The organism is Gallaecimonas pentaromativorans (assembly GCF_003751625.1).
Lineage (GTDB): Bacteria > Pseudomonadota > Gammaproteobacteria > Enterobacterales > Gallaecimonadaceae > Gallaecimonas > Gallaecimonas pentaromativorans.
This window is the reverse complement of sequence record NZ_RJUL01000007.1, coordinates 47,259-62,889: the sequence shown is the minus strand read 5'-3', so window position 1 is coordinate 62,889 and position 15,631 is coordinate 47,259. Positions and strand designations below refer to the sequence as shown.

General features: G+C 59.5%; 17 protein-coding genes. 10 read left to right on the top strand and 7 right to left on the bottom strand.

The window, feature by feature from the left end:
- Window positions 1–7 precede the first annotated feature (7 nt).
- From bcsQ to EDC28_RS13335, 4 genes are all read right to left on the bottom strand, one after another.
- A complete protein-coding gene (gene bcsQ / locus EDC28_RS13350) occupies window positions 8–793 on the bottom strand; it encodes a cellulose biosynthesis protein BcsQ (protein ID WP_050659656.1) in 786 nt (261 codons plus the stop codon).
- Window positions 790–1,071, bottom strand: coding sequence for a hypothetical protein (locus tag EDC28_RS13345; RefSeq protein ID WP_050659657.1), 282 nt, complete (start codon window positions 1,069–1,071; stop codon window positions 790–792). Before EDC28_RS13345 ends, bcsQ begins: the two co-directional genes overlap by 4 nt.
- A 258-nt stretch (window positions 1,072–1,329) precedes the next feature.
- The gene (locus EDC28_RS13340; RefSeq protein WP_123421938.1) at window positions 1,330–2,202 is read right to left on the bottom strand and encodes a DMT family transporter; all 873 of its coding nucleotides are present in this window, start codon (window positions 2,200–2,202) and stop codon (window positions 1,330–1,332) included.
- A 65-nt stretch (window positions 2,203–2,267) separates the two neighbouring features.
- A complete protein-coding gene (locus EDC28_RS13335) occupies window positions 2,268–3,335 on the bottom strand; it encodes a formimidoylglutamase (RefSeq protein ID WP_123421937.1) in 1,068 nt (355 codons plus the stop codon).
- A 121-nt stretch (window positions 3,336–3,456) separates the two neighbouring features.
- Here EDC28_RS13335 and EDC28_RS13330 point away from each other — a divergent pair, with 121 nt between their 5' ends.
- The 6 genes from EDC28_RS13330 (at window position 3,457) to EDC28_RS13305 (ending at window position 9,113) form a co-directional block, all read left to right on the top strand.
- Entirely contained in the window at window positions 3,457–3,687 is a 231-nt protein-coding gene (locus tag EDC28_RS13330) for a cell division protein ZapB (RefSeq protein WP_050659660.1), read from the top strand.
- A gap of 47 nt (window positions 3,688–3,734) precedes the next feature.
- The gene (locus tag EDC28_RS13325) at window positions 3,735–4,553 is read left to right on the top strand and encodes a sugar phosphate isomerase/epimerase family protein (RefSeq protein WP_123421936.1); all 819 of its coding nucleotides are present in this window, start codon (window positions 3,735–3,737) and stop codon (window positions 4,551–4,553) included.
- A gap of 175 nt (window positions 4,554–4,728) precedes the next feature.
- On the top strand, window positions 4,729–5,193 hold the full coding sequence (gene aroQ, locus EDC28_RS13320) for a type II 3-dehydroquinate dehydratase (protein ID WP_123421935.1): 465 nt from the start codon (window positions 4,729–4,731) through the stop codon (window positions 5,191–5,193).
- 12 nt (window positions 5,194–5,205) lie between these two features.
- The gene (gene accB, locus EDC28_RS13315; protein ID WP_050659663.1) at window positions 5,206–5,664 is read left to right on the top strand and encodes an acetyl-CoA carboxylase biotin carboxyl carrier protein; all 459 of its coding nucleotides are present in this window, start codon (window positions 5,206–5,208) and stop codon (window positions 5,662–5,664) included.
- A gap of 10 nt (window positions 5,665–5,674) precedes the next feature.
- Window positions 5,675–7,030 carry an acetyl-CoA carboxylase biotin carboxylase subunit gene (accC, locus tag EDC28_RS13310; RefSeq protein ID WP_050659664.1) on the top strand — a complete coding sequence of 452 codons (1,356 nt, stop codon included), beginning with the start codon at window positions 5,675–5,677 and terminating at the stop codon, window positions 7,028–7,030.
- A gap of 85 nt (window positions 7,031–7,115) precedes the next feature.
- Window positions 7,116–9,113, top strand: a complete 1,998-nt coding sequence (locus tag EDC28_RS13305; RefSeq protein WP_123421934.1) for an OPT family oligopeptide transporter — start codon at window positions 7,116–7,118, stop codon at window positions 9,111–9,113.
- Between the two features lie 27 nt (window positions 9,114–9,140).
- On the opposite strand, the gene EDC28_RS13300 is transcribed toward EDC28_RS13305, so the two are convergent.
- From EDC28_RS13300 to EDC28_RS13290, 3 genes are all read right to left on the bottom strand, one after another.
- On the bottom strand, window positions 9,141–9,611 hold the full coding sequence (locus EDC28_RS13300) for a hypothetical protein (RefSeq protein ID WP_148049852.1): 471 nt from the start codon (window positions 9,609–9,611) through the stop codon (window positions 9,141–9,143).
- Window positions 9,575–9,970 carry a hypothetical protein gene (locus EDC28_RS13295; RefSeq protein ID WP_050660123.1) on the bottom strand — a complete coding sequence of 132 codons (396 nt, stop codon included), beginning with the start codon at window positions 9,968–9,970 and terminating at the stop codon, window positions 9,575–9,577. Before EDC28_RS13295 ends, EDC28_RS13300 begins: the two co-directional genes overlap by 37 nt.
- A 129-nt stretch (window positions 9,971–10,099) precedes the next feature.
- A complete protein-coding gene (locus EDC28_RS13290; RefSeq protein ID WP_123421933.1) occupies window positions 10,100–12,610 on the bottom strand; it encodes a S8 family serine peptidase in 2,511 nt (836 codons plus the stop codon).
- A gap of 293 nt (window positions 12,611–12,903) precedes the next feature.
- On the opposite strand from EDC28_RS13290, the gene EDC28_RS13285 reads away from it, so the two are divergent.
- Genes EDC28_RS13285 through EDC28_RS13270 form a run of 4 tightly spaced genes read left to right on the top strand, consistent with a single transcriptional unit; the run spans window position 12,904 to window position 15,627 of the window.
- Window positions 12,904–13,323, top strand: a complete 420-nt coding sequence (locus EDC28_RS13285; RefSeq protein ID WP_232338740.1) for a curlin subunit CsgB — start codon at window positions 12,904–12,906, stop codon at window positions 13,321–13,323.
- 18 nt (window positions 13,324–13,341) lie between these two features.
- Complete coding sequence (locus EDC28_RS13280) at window positions 13,342–14,823, top strand: hypothetical protein (RefSeq protein ID WP_123421932.1); 1,482 nt, start codon at window positions 13,342–13,344, stop codon at window positions 14,821–14,823.
- 37 nt (window positions 14,824–14,860) lie between these two features.
- On the top strand, window positions 14,861–15,241 hold the full coding sequence (locus tag EDC28_RS13275; protein WP_050660126.1) for a curli production assembly/transport protein CsgE: 381 nt from the start codon (window positions 14,861–14,863) through the stop codon (window positions 15,239–15,241).
- Window positions 15,242–15,243: 2 nt separating this feature from the next.
- On the top strand, window positions 15,244–15,627 hold the full coding sequence (locus EDC28_RS13270; RefSeq protein WP_123421931.1) for a curli assembly protein CsgF: 384 nt from the start codon (window positions 15,244–15,246) through the stop codon (window positions 15,625–15,627).
- Window positions 15,628–15,631 lie beyond the last annotated feature (4 nt).

Here is a 15,631-nt window from a genome sequence, read left to right as displayed (position 1 = left end):
TATTCCATCAATTCTGTGAAAACGTCATCGCGCTGTGCCCGTAGGCCTCGGGCAGCATTCGGCTGATGCTGCGGGCGATGTTTTCAAGGTCCTGGATAACCGCGGAGGCGGGGGCGTATTCAAATACCGAGCGCTGCGAGGCGTTGGCTTCCGGCACTGCTTCGTCCCGATGCACCCGGCCCAGCATGGCGGCGCCAAGGCGCTGCTCGAAGAACTCGGTAACATCGCGATTAAGGCGAGAGCGGATATACACCTGGTTGACGATGTAAAAGGCGCTTTTACGGGCATCAATGCCCAGGTAGCTCTCGTGTTCCACCAGCGGCAGGGTGGCAGCGGAGGCGCCATCGGCCAGCATCACCACCAGGCTGATGCCAGCGGTCTTTTTCATCGCTTCCAGCGCGGCGCTGGGGCCAGAGGGCAGGTCCACCAGCACAATGCAGCCCGGCTGGTTCACCAGCGGCCCCAGCCGCTGGCCCAGAAACTCCGGGTCTTGGCGCAGCAAGGCGTCAAAGCTTTCCCGCTGTGTCTGGCTCGCTTCGCCATAGGGCAACAAGCCGACGCCGCTGGGGGTTTCCATGATCTGGCTGCGCCAGTCACTGCTGTGCTGAAGGCCCGGCACGATGCCGCGCTGCTCGCTTACCGGCAGCCCCAGATGCAAGCGCAGGCTGTTTTGGCAATCGAGGTCGAGGGCCACCACCTGATGCCCCAGCCGTTGCAGGGCAAAGGCCAGGTTGGCGGTCAGCGTGGTACGGCCGACGCCCCCTTTGGGTGACATCAAGTACACCAGGTTCATTGGCTGACCTTCTTGAGCAGGGAGCGCAGCGCCGTACCTTGCGGCTCAGCAATTGGCTGCGGGTGGCTTTGGGCAGGCGCTTGCGGTGGCGGGGTAGCCCTGGCAGGGCTGGTGTGGCTGGTCACGGTGCGCTCAAACTGTGGCTGGTAGCGGGCCAACTCGTTGAGCAGTTTCCAGGGTGAATTGAAACGAACGTCCTTGTCCGAAAAGGTCTGGTAATCCAGTTGGGGTTGGTCGGCTTTCTCCTTAAAGCGGCCAATGTCGTCGTAACTATTCACTAACGGGTTCCTCTAACCTTGCCCCTAAATACGAATCATTGTTGTTATGTGGGCCAAAGAGGCGGCAGAACACCTTCTGGCTTTAGGCTTACTTGTAAGTGTATGTATTTTGTATGCCTAGTTTAGAGTCACCTTATCATTTATCAGCGACTTAGAGAGAGTGAATAACGTGCGGTGCGTCAAAAAAATGACGCATTTCTAAGTGTTGAAAAATAAAGCATAAAAAAGGCCCTGGTGGGCCTTTTTTGGGGGAAGGGGTTAGGCAGGAAGGGCTTTGGGACGTAACAGCCCAAGGGAAATAGCCACCCCGGCCAGGATAACCAGGCCGCCCAGCAGCAGGCTTAAGGTTACGCTTTCGCCCAGGAACAGAGCGCCCCACAGGTTGCCAAACACCGGGATCAGAAAGGTCACCATCACCGCGTTGGCCGGGCCAACCTGGGCAATAAGACGAAAGAACAGCAGGTAGGCAAGGCCGGTACAGGCAATGCCAAGGGCCGCGGCAGCCAGCCAGGCGTGCAGGCTGATACCGTGGCTGGGCCAGTAGAGGATAGCCAGGGGCAGCAGCATCAGGGCGGCGGTTACCTGGCTACCAACAGTGCTGACCAAAGGCGGCACCCCTTCGAGCTTATGTTTGCTGTAGTTGGCCGAAACGCCGTAGCTCATGCTGGCCAGCAGGCAGGCGCCGATGGCCAGCAAGGCGCCACTGGCCGACAGCTTGGGCCAAACCAATACCAGTACCCCTGCAAAACCCACCAGGATACCCAGCACCCGCTGGGTAGAGAGTTTGTCGCCGTAAAAGAAGAAGGCCACCAGGGCTGTCCAAAAAGGCGCCGTGGAGTTGAGCACAGCAGTAAGGCCCGCGGTCAGCGAGAGGGTGGCAAAGGCAAAAAGGCTGAACGGCAGGGCCGAGTTGGTCAGCCCCACAAAGGCCAACGGCTTGATATGGCGGCGAATAAGCCCCAGTTGCTTGCGCCAGTACAGCACCGGCAGCAATACCAGCGCAGCGATGCCAACCCGCATCGCAATGAGCGGAACTGGGCCAAACTCCGGCGCGGCAACGCGCATGAACAAAAAGGAGGCGCCCCACAAGGCGGCCAATAACAACAGTTCGGGTAGATAGCGGCGGGGCATGGAACCTCCTGATAAAACGCTATGATAGCGCCGCAATCTGGGGCTGTCGTGCTGAAAACGGACCTTTAATCAAGCGCTTCCATGGCGCTGACAAAGGCCACCACCAGCGCCGCCAGGGCCTGGCCGCAATCGCTCATACCGGCCTTTTCTCCAGCCGGGTGGCGCGCCGGCGCCGCCTCGCAAAGGTGCAGGTAACGAGGCTTTAGCCGGTTGGCAGCCTGGTAAACCAGGTATTCCACGTCGCAAAGGGGCAGGCTGGCGTTGGTGTAGGCGCTGGCCGGCAGGTGGTTTATCACGTCAAGATCCACCTCCAGGCCGCAAGGGTAGTGCTCAAGACGTGCCGCCATCTCGGCCAGAGCCTTTTCAAGGCTCAGGCTTCTTTTTACATAAAGGTCGAGATAACTGGCGTGACCAAAGCCGGCGTCCGCCATGGCCTGCTGGCTGGCGGCCGAGTTCTTCCAAGGATGCATGGCCATCACCTGGTATTGCGCCAACAGCCCTTCTTCGTAGGCGTAGCGAAAGCCGTTGCCAGAATGGCGCCCCTCGGCGGGCCGAAAATCGGCGTGGGGGTCGATATTCAGCACCCCAAGGGGGCTAGCCAAGGCACTGCTCACCCCTTTTATTACCGGGTAGGCGTTGTTGTGGCCACCGCCGATGACGATGGGAGTAAGCCCCGCTTCAACCACCTGGCTGATAACGGGCGCCAGGCGGTTGTCTACCTCGGCCACCAGCTCCCTTAACTGCGCCAACTGCTCAGGGTGTTGGCTGCCCAGTGCCTCGCCTTTGGCGGCCAGATCATTCAGCTCAAGTTCGCCGACCAGCACCATACTGGAGCAGCGAAAACCATCTTGGCTTTGCAGGTTTAAAAAGCGGGCCAGGAAGGCGGCCCAGCCTTTGTCGGCGCCACCTTGGCCAAGATTGGCCCGGGGGCCCAGATCTTCGGGCACCCCCAGCAGGGCATAACGGCCGCCAAGGGCGCGGGCCCCTTGCAGCCGCTCGGCCAGGCTAGCGCCTTTGGGAAGCAGGGTCAGCGCTTCGCCGACTTTGGTCTCCAGGGGGCGATGATGGATGAGGGCGGCGATGTCGCTATGGGTGTAGACCTTCAGTGCCATGGGGCTTTTGCGTCGTTTCATGTGGTAGGCGTTACGTTACAATAGTTTGAGATGCCTTTCCTTAGCCTGTTGAAAAGCGTAGAAAGGCATCCAGGCGCAGGTGCCGATACCTGTGGTGCGCCATTGATGATTAGGGGAAAACATGTCGCTGGAATTGTTGGAAAAGCTGGAAGCAAAGGTACAGGCCGCCGTAGATACCATTGGCCTGCTGCAAATGGAAATCGAGGAACTTAGGGCCGAAAAGGGCCAGATGACCGGCCAGAATGAAACCCTGGCAGCCGAAAACCAGCGGCTGAAGGGGGAGCTGGAAACCGTCCAAACCCGTATCAATGCGGTGCTGGGCAAAATTGCCCAGGTCGACGACCTGCTCTGAATGAAAAGCCCGGCCTGTGCCGGGCTTGTTGTTTATAGGGAGGAATAATGACCATTGGCGTCTGTACCTGGACTTTGGGTACTCGGGATCTGGATGAGATCATGCAAACCGCGGCCGAGTTGGCCTTTGATGCCGTGCAGTACTGCGAAGATCTCGACCGTTACAGCCCGCAACAGGTGGCCAAGGCGGCCGCCCGGCATCAGTTGGCCATCATCGCCGTGGACCCCTTCCACTGTCGCCCGCCCAGCCAGGCGCAGGCGACAGTGCAGGGGGCCCTGAGGTTTTACCAGGGCGCTATCGATTTTGCCGCCGCCCTGGGAGAGGGCATTCCGGTTTGCCTGCAAGGGCTCAGCACCTGGCTGGTCAATGAAGAAGGCGACCAGCAGCGCTGGGACGCCCTGGTCAATGCGTGCAAATCGCTGCTGGCTTATGCTGCCGAGCGCTCGGTGCCGCTACTTTTTGAGCTTTGTAACCGCTACGAAGTGCCAATGATGCACAACACCGGCGATTACCAGCGGTTGGTCAGGGCCCTTGGCCAGCCGGGGCTTGGCCTGCTGCTGGACAGCTTCCATATGAATATCGAAGAAGAGCACGATCCGGTGCAGGTGCTGCGCCACTTTGCGGCGGACACCGGCATCTACCATATCAGCGATTCCAATCGCGGTGGCATTGGCACAGGTCACCTGGATTTTGTCTCCCAATTTAGGGCGTTGTACCAAGGCGGCTTTCGCGGCGCGGTGGCCGTGGAGGTGGTTTTGCCCCACCTTGGGCCCAGCAATCCGCCGCGAAATGCCGAGGAACGGCAGCAATTGGCCGGGCAATTACGCCGTAGTGTGCGGGTTTGGCGCGATCTGGCCAGCCGTTAAGGTGGCCAGATGCCTGAATTCTCGGGGATTGTGCTGAGATAAGACCAGTATTTTGCTGTCTTTTTACGGCAAGCCGATATAATGCCATGGAAGTAGGGCTTGAAGCCCTTTGTGGTCGGATCTCTCGACGTTACCGACCATAACCGGACAAATCACCACAAAATTCCGGAAGATTATGGCAAATCCCACAGTACTGCTTATCAACGGCCCTAATCTTAACCTCTTGGGTAAACGCGAACCCGAGGTCTATGGCCACCAAACCCTGGCAAATATCCTTGCCGGCCTTACCCAGCAAGCCATGCAACTAGGCATCACGCTTGAGCATCTGCAAAGCAATGCCGAGCATGTGCTGATCGATGCCATTCACGACGCCATGGGGCGAGTGGATTTCATCGTTATCAACCCCGGCGCCTTTACCCACACCTCGGTGGCGCTGCGCGATGCCTTGCTGGGGGTCGCCATTCCCTTTATCGAAGTGCATTTGTCCAACGTGCATGCCCGCGAGCCCTTTCGCCAGCATTCCTACCTGTCTGACAAGGCGGTGGGGGTGATCTGCGGCCTGGGTGCCCAGGGCTACCAATTCGCACTGGAAGCGGCTGCAAAGCGGCTTTCGGTCAATCTCAACGAAGCCAAAAATTAGAGAAGCCTGTTTATGGATATTCGCAAAATCAAGAAGCTGATCGAGCTGGTCGAAGAATCTGGCATCAACGAACTGGAAATCACCGAAGGTGAAGAAGCGGTTCGCATCAGCCGTGGCGGCACCGCCCCCATGATGCCCATGCAATACAGCGTTGCCCCGCAAATGGCCGCTCCGGCGCCTGCCGCTGCTGCCCCGGCTCCTGCCGCCGCGCCGGTTGCCGCCAAAGAAGAAGTCAGTGGCCAGGTGCAAAAATCACCCATGGTCGGTACCTTCTACCGCTCCTCCAGCCCGGGCGCCAAAGCCTTTGCTGAAGTGGGCCAGCAGGTCAGCAAAGGCGACACCCTGTGCATCATCGAAGCCATGAAGATGATGAACCAGATCGAAGCCGAAGTATCCGGCACCATCAAAGCCATCCTGGTGGAGAACGGCGAGCCTGTCGAATTCGACGAGCCCCTGTTTATCATCGAATAAGGACAGCCCCATGTTGGATAAAGTGGTTATTGCCAACCGTGGTGAGATTGCGCTGCGAATTCTGCGCGCCTGCCGCGAGATGGGCATCAAAACCGTGGCCGTGCATTCAACTGCCGACCGCGACCTCAAGCATGTGTTGCTGGCCGATGAAAGCATCTGTATCGGGCCGGCACCGTCGCCCCAGAGCTACCTGAACATTCCGGCCATCATCGCCGCCGCCGAAGTCACCAACGCCGTGGCCATTCACCCCGGTTATGGCTTCCTGGCCGAGAACGCCGACTTTGCCGAGCAGGTAGAGAACAGCGATTTCATCTTCATCGGCCCCAAAGCCGACACCATCCGCCTGATGGGCGACAAGGTGTCGGCCATTGCCGCCATGAAAAAAGCCGGTGTGCCTTGCGTACCGGGCTCCGACGGCGCTCTGACCGACGATGAATCCCGCAACAAGGCCATTGCCAAGCGCATCGGCTACCCGGTGATCGTCAAGGCCTCTGGCGGCGGCGGCGGCCGCGGCATGCGCGTAGTGCGCAGCGAAGCCGAGCTGACTAGCGCCATCGCCACCACCCAGGCCGAGGCCAAAGCCGCCTTTGGCAACCCGGAAGTCTATATGGAGAAGTTCCTCGAGAACCCGCGCCATATCGAGATCCAGGTACTGGCCGACGGCCAGGGCAACGCCATTCACCTGGGCGAGCGCGACTGCTCCATGCAGCGCCGCCACCAGAAGGTGGTGGAAGAGGCCCCGGCCCCGGGTATCACCGAGTCCATGCGCAAGGCCATTGGTGAACGCTGTGCCCGCGCCTGTGTGGAAATTGGCTACCGCGGCGCCGGTACCTTCGAGTTCCTGTACGAAAACGGCGAGTTCTATTTCATCGAGATGAACACCCGTATTCAGGTGGAGCACCCGGTTACCGAGATGGTTACCGGTGTGGATCTCATCAAGGAACAGCTGCGTATCGCGGCCGGCCAGCCGCTGTCTATCAGCCAGTCTGACGTGATCATTCGTGGCCATGCCATCGAGTGCCGTATCAACGCTGAAGACCCGCGCACCTTTATCCCCAGCCCCGGCAAGATCACCCGTTTTCACTCTCCGGGTGGCCTGGGTGTGCGCTGGGACAGCCACATCTACGCCGAGTACAAGGTGCCGCCGAACTACGATTCGATGATCGGCAAACTGATCTGCTACGGCGAGAACCGCGATGTGGCCATCGCCCGCATGCAGAACGCCCTGTCTGAGCTGGTGGTTGACGGTATCAAGACCAACATCGACTTGCATAAGCTCATTATGAAAGACGAGAACTTCTACAACGGTGGCACCAACATCCACTACCTGGAGAAGAAGCTCAAAGCGATGGAAGGCCAGGCCTGATATCGACCAAGACGCCGGCAATAAGCCGGCGTTTTCTTTTTGTTAACAACCGAATAAGGTAGGGCATAACAACAAGGAGATTGTGATGTCTGACCAACCCCTGGTATCGCCCGAGCGCAATTTGCAGGAGCTCACCCTCAAGGCCCTGCTGCTGGGGGCCTTCCTCTCTGCGGTACTGGCCGCTGCCAACGCCTATATCGGCCTTTTGGTGGGGCTGACCGTATCCGCCTCTATTCCTGCTGCGGCCTGTTCCATGGGCATTTTGCGGCTGTTTCGCCGCTCCAGCATCTTGGAAAACAACATGGTGCAAACCGCCGCCTCTGCCGGGGAATCCCTGGCGGCGGGCATCATCTTTACTCTGCCGGCGCTGGTGATGATGAAGGCCTGGGCCGGCTACGAGTGGGGGCCGATGGTGGCCATCGCCATTCTTGGCGGTGTGTTGGGGGTGGCCTTTACCATTCCCCTGCGCCGGGCGCTGATCGTGGAGGCTAAACTGGCCTTCCCTGAAGGGGTGGCTACCGCCCAGGTGCTGAAAACCGGCGGCATTGAAACCGACAAAGACCACCCCGAGTGGAAGCCGAGCGTTGAGGCCAAAGAGGGGTTCAAGCAATTGCTGCAAGCGGCCGGCCTTGGTGGCGGCATCAAGTTGCTGGAAGCAGGCTTTGGGGTGCTGTCTGGCGGGGTGGCGGCCACCAAGGGCTTTTTTGCCGGCAAGTGGCTGTTTACCGGCGACATTACCCTGAGCCCGGCGCTGCTGGGGGTGGGTTATATCGTTGGCCTTAACATCGCCGCCCTGGTGTTTATGGGCGGCGTGATCGGCACCTTGATTGGCGTGCCCTTGAACTGGGCCTTTAACGGCGACGAAATCGCCCAGCTTGCCGGGGTAACCGGCAACCCGGCAAGCTGGACCGCTCAGGATTGGGAAGCCTTGGCTGGCAGCTCCTGGCAGCAGTGCCGGCGCATCGGTGTGGGGGCCATGATGGTGGGCGGGCTCTGGTCCCTTATCACCCTTGCCAAGCCGTTGTGGCAGGGCGTGCGGGCGTCCTTGCAGGCGTATAAGGAATCGAAAAGTGAGGCCGGCAAGGTGCTGCGCACCGAGTTCGACATTCCCATTCCCTACGTGGGGATGATGGTGCTGGTGTCGGTTATTCCGCTCTATTTCCTGTTCCTGAACGCCCTTGGCGACTACAGCGAGCGCTACTGGATAGCCGGGGTGATGACGGTACTGATGCTGCTGTTTGGGTTTATTTTCTCGTCGGTGGCCGGTTACATGGCGGGGCTGGTGGGGTCTTCCAACAACCCCATCAGCGGCGTGACCATTGCCACCGTCATTGTCTCTGCGTTGATTTTGCTGCAATTGATGGGTAACGAGGGCCTGGCCGGCACCTTGGGGCCCATCGCGGTGATTTATCTCGCCGGCATGATCTGCTCGGCGGCGGCCATTGCCGGCGACAACATGCAGGACCTCAAATGCGGCCATATGGTTGGCGCCACGCCCTGGCGCCAGCAGGTGTTCCAGATAGTGGGGGTGGCTGCCGCCGCGACCGCCATTCCCTGGGTGCTCAACATCCTCGATAAGGGCTACGGCATCGGCCGGGTCAGCCCGGTTAACCCCGACGCCACGCCACTTTCTGCTCCGCAGGCCGGGCTGATGAAAGATCTCTCCACCGGCATCTTTGGTGCCGGTATCGAGTGGACCTACATCTACATCGGCTTTGTTCTGGCGGTGGCGCTGATCATCCTCGACGAAGTGCAGAAAAGGCGCGGCGCCAGCTTTCGCTTCCCGGTGCTGGCGGTGGCGGTGGGGGTTTACCTGCCGCTGGGGTTGTCGGTGCCCATCTTCCTTGGCGGCCTGCTGGCCCATTGGCAGCAGAAAAAACGCGGCACCCATGAGGCAGAAGGCAAAGGCTTGTTACTGGCCTCCGGCCTTATCACCGGTGAAGCGCTGATGGGAGTGCTGGTGGCCATTTTGGCGGTGAGCCTGCCGGGCAAGGTGCCCTTTATGGACGGCTTTGCCCTGGCGCCCTGGTTGGGCACGGCAGGCTTGCTGCTGTGCCTGGGTTACCTGGCCAAAAAAGGCTGACAAAAAACCGCCCCTCGGGGCGGTTTTTCACTGGGCGTTATCTGCTGGCGGGCCGGTGCGGTGAAAGACGGTGCCGATAAAACCTTGGTTCATGCGCTGCAGCGCGAAGTAGTGGTTTTTATCGAGCTTGAGGATGTAGGGCAGGCGCAGGCTGTTATCGACCCGGAACTGGGCATCGTCCGGCGGGTTTTCCAGGCTGAACAGGTTGCGGTTGGTGTCCGGGGTTTTACCCAGATACACCAAGTCCATCTGCTGCTCGCCTAAAAAGGCTTTGCTGTCGCTGTAACGGACAGTGGCATTGATGCGTTTGCCTTCGGTGTGCAGGCGATAATCCATCTTGATGAGCTGGTCACCTAAGTCCTGGAAGTAAACCCCCTGCCAGTTGCCCTCGATGGACCACAGCGGCCGCCACTGGGCGCTCAGGCGCCCGGCAACAAAAGCCAGGGCCAGCACACACAGGCTCAGGATGATGGGATAGGCAAACCTTGGCACTGCCATCCGTCCTCCCAAGGGGTGCAAGCGACCCACTGTTCTTCAAAGTAAGCCACCACGCTACCGGCTGGCAGCGTTTTGGTGGCATCCAGTACCGCTTTGGTGGGGGCTTGGGTGTAGATCACCTGCTGCTCAAGATAGGCCTTATGGTCGACAGCAATGCTGAAGCGGGAAAAGGCGTAACAGAAGGTGGCAACGGCGCCAGCGGCAAGCAGAACGTAAAATAGCAGTTGTCGCCAGGGGAAACGGCGTTTCCTGGGACTGTACAACTGACCGAGGAAGTTAAGCTCCTCATCACTCAGTACGTGGTCGATTGAATGCTGCTCGCTAATGGTAACATCCTCCAATGGAGCAGAGACTGACATGCTAATTCCTAACAATGCCTGACTGAATTTTAGGCAACAGCAGGTAACTTCGCCAAAATAGGCAAGAAATGTGCAAATAGAGCGAGATTGAAGAAAAGGCAGCCCGAAGGCTGCCTTTTTTGTGGGGTCTTAGAAATCGACCACCAGCGGGGAGGAGCAAAGGGCAGTACCACTCAAGCACAGGGTGTAACTGACGCTGGCGCTACTGGTAGCAAAGCGGTCGCGGTAGCGGCCATCGTTGAGGGTGCTTTCTACCAGCACGCCGTCACGGTACAGGTCTACCAGCTCGCCGTCGGCCCCTTCCCAGCGCAAGTCCACCAGGGCATTGCCGGTGCGAGACAGGAAGCTGCGGTTGAGGGTCAGGGCGATGCTGGTGTCAGACACCGTGACCGCTTGCCGGGCTTCGTTACTGAGGCCGGTCGAGTCGGTGACAGTGAGCGAGACATTGTAGGTGCCAGCTTCCAGGTAGCTGTGACTGGGGCTGGCTTCCACCGAGGTGGTGCCATCGCCAAAGTCCCACAGCCAGCCGCTGATGTCGTCATCGCGGTCGGTGGAGCTGTCGGTGAAGGTCACCTCCAGGCCGTTGGCGGCCGCGCTGAAAGCCGCCACCGGCGCGCTGGGGCCGGCGTCACCGGTAAGGGCGGTGATATGCAGGTTCCAGCTATTAAGAGTGCCGGTATCCGAGCCTGCGTAATCGGCCACTTTCAGCGTCCAGGTGCCTTGCATCTGCTCACCGTTGAATACATTGCTGCTCCAAGTATCGACGATGTCGTCTTCGCTGCCCCCTTCGCGGTCGCTGAGCACCAACTCGGTGCCTGCCGGTGATACCAGGGTCACGGTCAGGTCGCCACGCCAGGTATGGGTGATGTCGACGCCTACCGACATGGCGAATACCGGCCCGCTTTGGCCTATCTCAATAGTGCTTTGAATGCCGCTTGGGTCCAGATCCGGAATGGGCATGGCGCTGTTGTTGCTGTAGTCAAAGTCTTCCAGGCCCTGGGGCAGCAAGTTCAGGCGCATCTGGGCTTCTTTGTGCAACTCGCCGCTAACACCAGTGACGGTAAAGACGTATTCGCCCCAAGGGGTGTCGGCGCTGGTGGGGATGGTGAGCATTACCACATCCCCCGGCTGGGCGGTTGCAGCAGAGAGGCTGGCACCGGCCAGGGGACTGGCCAGGGTCAGGCTGACATCGCCGCTCCAGTCGGCAACGTTACCGATGCTGATGGCAAAGGTGGCGGTGCTGCCGGCCACCAGTTCCTGGCTGCGGGTATCGGGGGTCAGTTTGAAGGTGGGGCTGGGGTCGGCGGCGTCGATGGCCGATTTGAGGTTAATGCGCTTGCCGGAAACCGTGGTGCCGGCCAAGTCTGCCAGCGGGTCTCCTGAGTCCATCAGCAGGGTTTTCACCTCATCAATACCCAGGGCGGGGTTCACCGACCACACCAGAGCGGCGGCCCCTGTTACATGAGGGGTAGCCATGGAGGTGCCGGAGGCCATGGCATAACCACCGCCGAGGTAGGTGGAGAGAATATCGCTGCCCGGCGCGCCAAGGTCGATGGTGGTGGCGCCGTAGCTTGAGAAGTAAGACATCTCGTCGTTGTGCTCGGTAGAGGCCACCGCCAGGATGGCGTCCGAGTCATAACTCGCCGGGTAGCCTGGGCTGGCGTCCAGATCCAGCGCGTCGTTACCGGCAGCCACCACAAACAGGATGCCGGCGTCCCCGGCCGACTCAATGGCCGCCTTGAGGGACTCGGAATAATCGCCGCCACCCCAGGAGTTGTTGGTGGCGCGGACATTCACCCCGTGGTTGAGCTTGAGGTCGGTGAAGTAATCCAGGCACTCGATGGCATCGTCGGTATCGCCGTAGCCGTCGGCGTCAAGGAACTTACAGCCGACGATGGTCACGTCCCAGTTCACCCCCACCACACCGATGCCGTTGTTACCCTCGGCGCCGATGGTGCCGGAAACATGGGTGCCGTGGCCATGGTCGTCCATGGGGTCGCCACTGTTGGCGAAACTGGATATGCCGTGTACGTCGTCAACGTAGCCGTTGCCGTCATCATCGATGCCGTTACCGGGGATTTCGCCGGGGTTGGTCCAGACATTGGCGGCCAGGTCGGGATGGCTGTAGTCGATGCCGGTGTCAATCACCCCCACCACCACGTCATGGCTGCCGGTGGTGATGTCCCAGGCTTCGGGAGCGTCGATATCGGCGTCAGCACTACCGCCGGTCTGGCCGGTGTTATTCAGCCCCCAAAGCTCGCTAAAGCGCGGATCGTTCGGCTCGGCTGCCAGGTGCAGCCGGTAGTTGGGCTCGGCCACGGCAATGGCCGGGTCCTGGCTCAGTTTTTTCAGTAGCGCATCCCGGTCCATCCCTTGCGGCACCATCACCTTGGCCAGGCGACCACCGGCAAGGTGCTTGAACCGCAGGTCGCGCCCGGCGCTATCCAGGGTCCGCAATTTGCCGCCGGCACTTTGAATGGACAGCAACCGCTGCTGGCGGTCGATGCCGGTTTTGAACATCACCAAGATGGAATCGGTAGCGGCGCTCGGGGTCAGGGACTTGCCAGGGGCTGCGTAGGCGCTACTGGCGCCAAGCAATGCAGCGCCCACCGCGAGCGCGATTAGCTTTTTATGACTCATGAATTTTCCTTGTCTGTGGTCTCTGAAGGTTGGTGCAGGCACCTCTTCAAGCCTTATCAAGGAGTTGGGGTTCTGCCCGTACCCAAGCGGTAATACACCCTTTTGGGCTAGTCCCGCTGGCAGTGCTATTGCCGGGCATTGGCGTTAGAGGGCTGAAACTTAAGAAATAATTAAGTTTGGGCATGGCTCTCGTTTTTGCTCCCTATCACCCTTTCTTCCGATTGCCTGAGATCCTCGCTGGGGTAGGCTGAAGGCTGAACTGTCAAAATAATGACGCTTGCCAAGGAGCCAAGGTGAAAAGTCATCCCCTCTTGTTGTCTCTGCCACTGCTGCTGAGTTGTGCCGTTTGGGCTGACGACCCCTTGCCCGGAGGCCAGGTATTGAGCCCGACCCTGGCAGCGCTGTTGGAGCGCCAGCAACTGGCCAACACCCTGGTGCTGGCACAAACCGGCCAGGCCAACAGCGCCGTGCTTAACCAGCAGGGCCTGGCCAACCTGGCCGTTATCCAGCAACTGGGTGAGCAAAACAGCCTGGATTTGCTGCAAATCGGCCGCGGTAACCAGGCCAATGTGCTGCAACAAGGCACCGGCAACCAGGCCAGCCTCAGCCAACTTGGCAATGACAACCAGATCACGCTGGGACAATGGGGCCAGAGCGGCTTTTCCATTGAACAGCTTGGGAACGGGGCGGAAATCACCGTCCTGCAATATTAAAGATAGGGAGAGTCCTCGATGTGTTCGTTTAAATACCGTAAACACCTGCTCAGCCTGGCCATTGGCCTGGCCTTCAGTGGCAGTGTGCTGGCTGCTGGCAATGAAGCCACCATTACCCAAACCTCCGCTGCCGGCGTAGCAGCAGGTAACACCGCCACCGTGACTCAGACTGGCGACATCAACGTTGCCGAAGTGACCCAAGACGACGAGCTGAACGTGACCACCGTGACCCAGGATGCGGTCTGGGCGGAAGCCTATGTCGACTCCGCCGGCGTCAACAACCAGGTGACCGTCACCCAAAGTGACGACTGGCATATCGCCAGCGTGTCTGCCGAAGGCAACGACAACACCGCCAGCGTTATCCAGACCGATTTCCTCAACGTTGCCGACGTAGAAATGAGCGGCGATGCCAACAGTGTTGCCATCGAACAGCATGGCCAGCTCAATGAAGCCACAGCCCTGACCTACGGCGACAACAACAGCGTCAGCCAAAGCCAGTTCGGCTCCAGCAACTGGAGTGAAGGCAGCTTTGTTGGTAACAACAACAGCCTGGAAAGCACCCAGGAAGGCAGCGGCCAAGAATCCGGCCTGATGGATGTGTACGGCAACAACAACGCCATGGAAGTCGAGCAGTACGGCGTGTCCAACGTCGGCGGCGTGGTGGGTGTTACCGGCGACGACAACACCGCCTACATCTACCAAGAAGGCACCTCCAACGTCTTTATCGCCCGCGATCTGTCCGGCACCAACAACATGCTGGACGCCTATCAAAGTGGCGTGAGCAACCAGTTTTTGCTGCAACCGGTTTCCGGTGACGACAACGTGGTGCTGGCCGACCAGCGCGGCGACTACAACACCATCGAAGCCGGCTACGGCCTCCCGGGTGACGACAACTACGTCGATATCCAGCAGCGCGGCGACGACAACTACAGCTACGTGGAAGTGGGTGAAGATCACCACGATGTGGTGATCAACCAACTGGGTGACCAAAACCAGGCCGAAGCCCTGACCTACGGCGACAGCAACAGCGTCAAGATCACCAGCCGCGGCGACATGAACCTCGCCAGCGTCTATGCCGATGGCGTAGAGGTGGATGCCGAAGTGATCCAAGAAGGCACCGACAACTGGGCCATCATGGATGTGTCCGGCGAGTTCACCACTGTCGACGTTGACCAGGACGGTACCTCCAACACTACTTACATCTACGGTGACCGTGCCCAGAACGACACCATCGCTGTTGCCCAAACCGGCGACCTGAACATGGTGGATCTGCTGGTATCGAGCTCCCAGAACGTGGTGGATATCGCCCAGAACGGTAACACCAACACCGTGGTTGGCCTCGATGGCGGCGCCTTTGCGGTAACCGGCACCGGCGGCGATGTCAGCATCACCCAAACCGGCAACGGCAACATGGTGATGGGTGCCCAGGGCGGCGCGTCCAACATCATGACCATCACCCAGAGCGGTGACATGAACACCGCCACCATCAGCCAAAACTAAGGCTAAAGGCGCGGCCGTCTGGCCGCGCCTTTTCACCATGAAAAAGCATTGGCTGCTACTGGTGATACTGCTGCTAAGCCCGGTGAGTATTGCCAAGGAAATCGAGCTGTCCGGCCTGGTACTGGACCGAACCCTTACCCGTTTTGGTAAGGATTTCGTGTTTTATTTTTCTAGTTACTGGCGGGACTTGCCCCAGACCGACGGGATCTCGGTGGTGGTCTATGAGCGGGTTTATCCCCAGGCCGGCACCTATCTGTGGGTCGAGATGAATCAAACCCGCATTTACGCCACCTACTTTGGCCGGCGTTACAACAACATCAAAGAAAAGGCCGAGCAGGCCACCCTGGTAGCGGTGAATGAGCTGGCGCAGATCCGCGCCCGGGTCATTACCGGCGAAGGATTGGAACAAGGATTGTAGCGATGACAAGAATGTTGGCCCTCGTGGCCTTGCTGGCGTCGGCCAGCGCCGGGGCAACCGAATTGGTCTATACCCCCATCAACCCCAGCTTTGGCGGCAACCCCCTCAACGGCAGTTTTCTGCTGAACAAGGCCCAAAGCCAGAACGACCACAAGGCCGAAGATGAGTCTCTGAGCTTTGAGGATCAATTCAAGGCCGCTCTTGAGCGCAACATTATCAGCTCCCTGACCCGGCGTATCTCAGACGGCGAGGTCACCGAAGGCACCTGGGACACCGGTGATTACCGTATTGATGTCAGCGCCGGTGACGGCAGCGGCGTGATTGTCACCATCACCAACCTGGCAACAGGGGAAGTGACCATCATTACCATGCCGTCCATGGGGTAACACG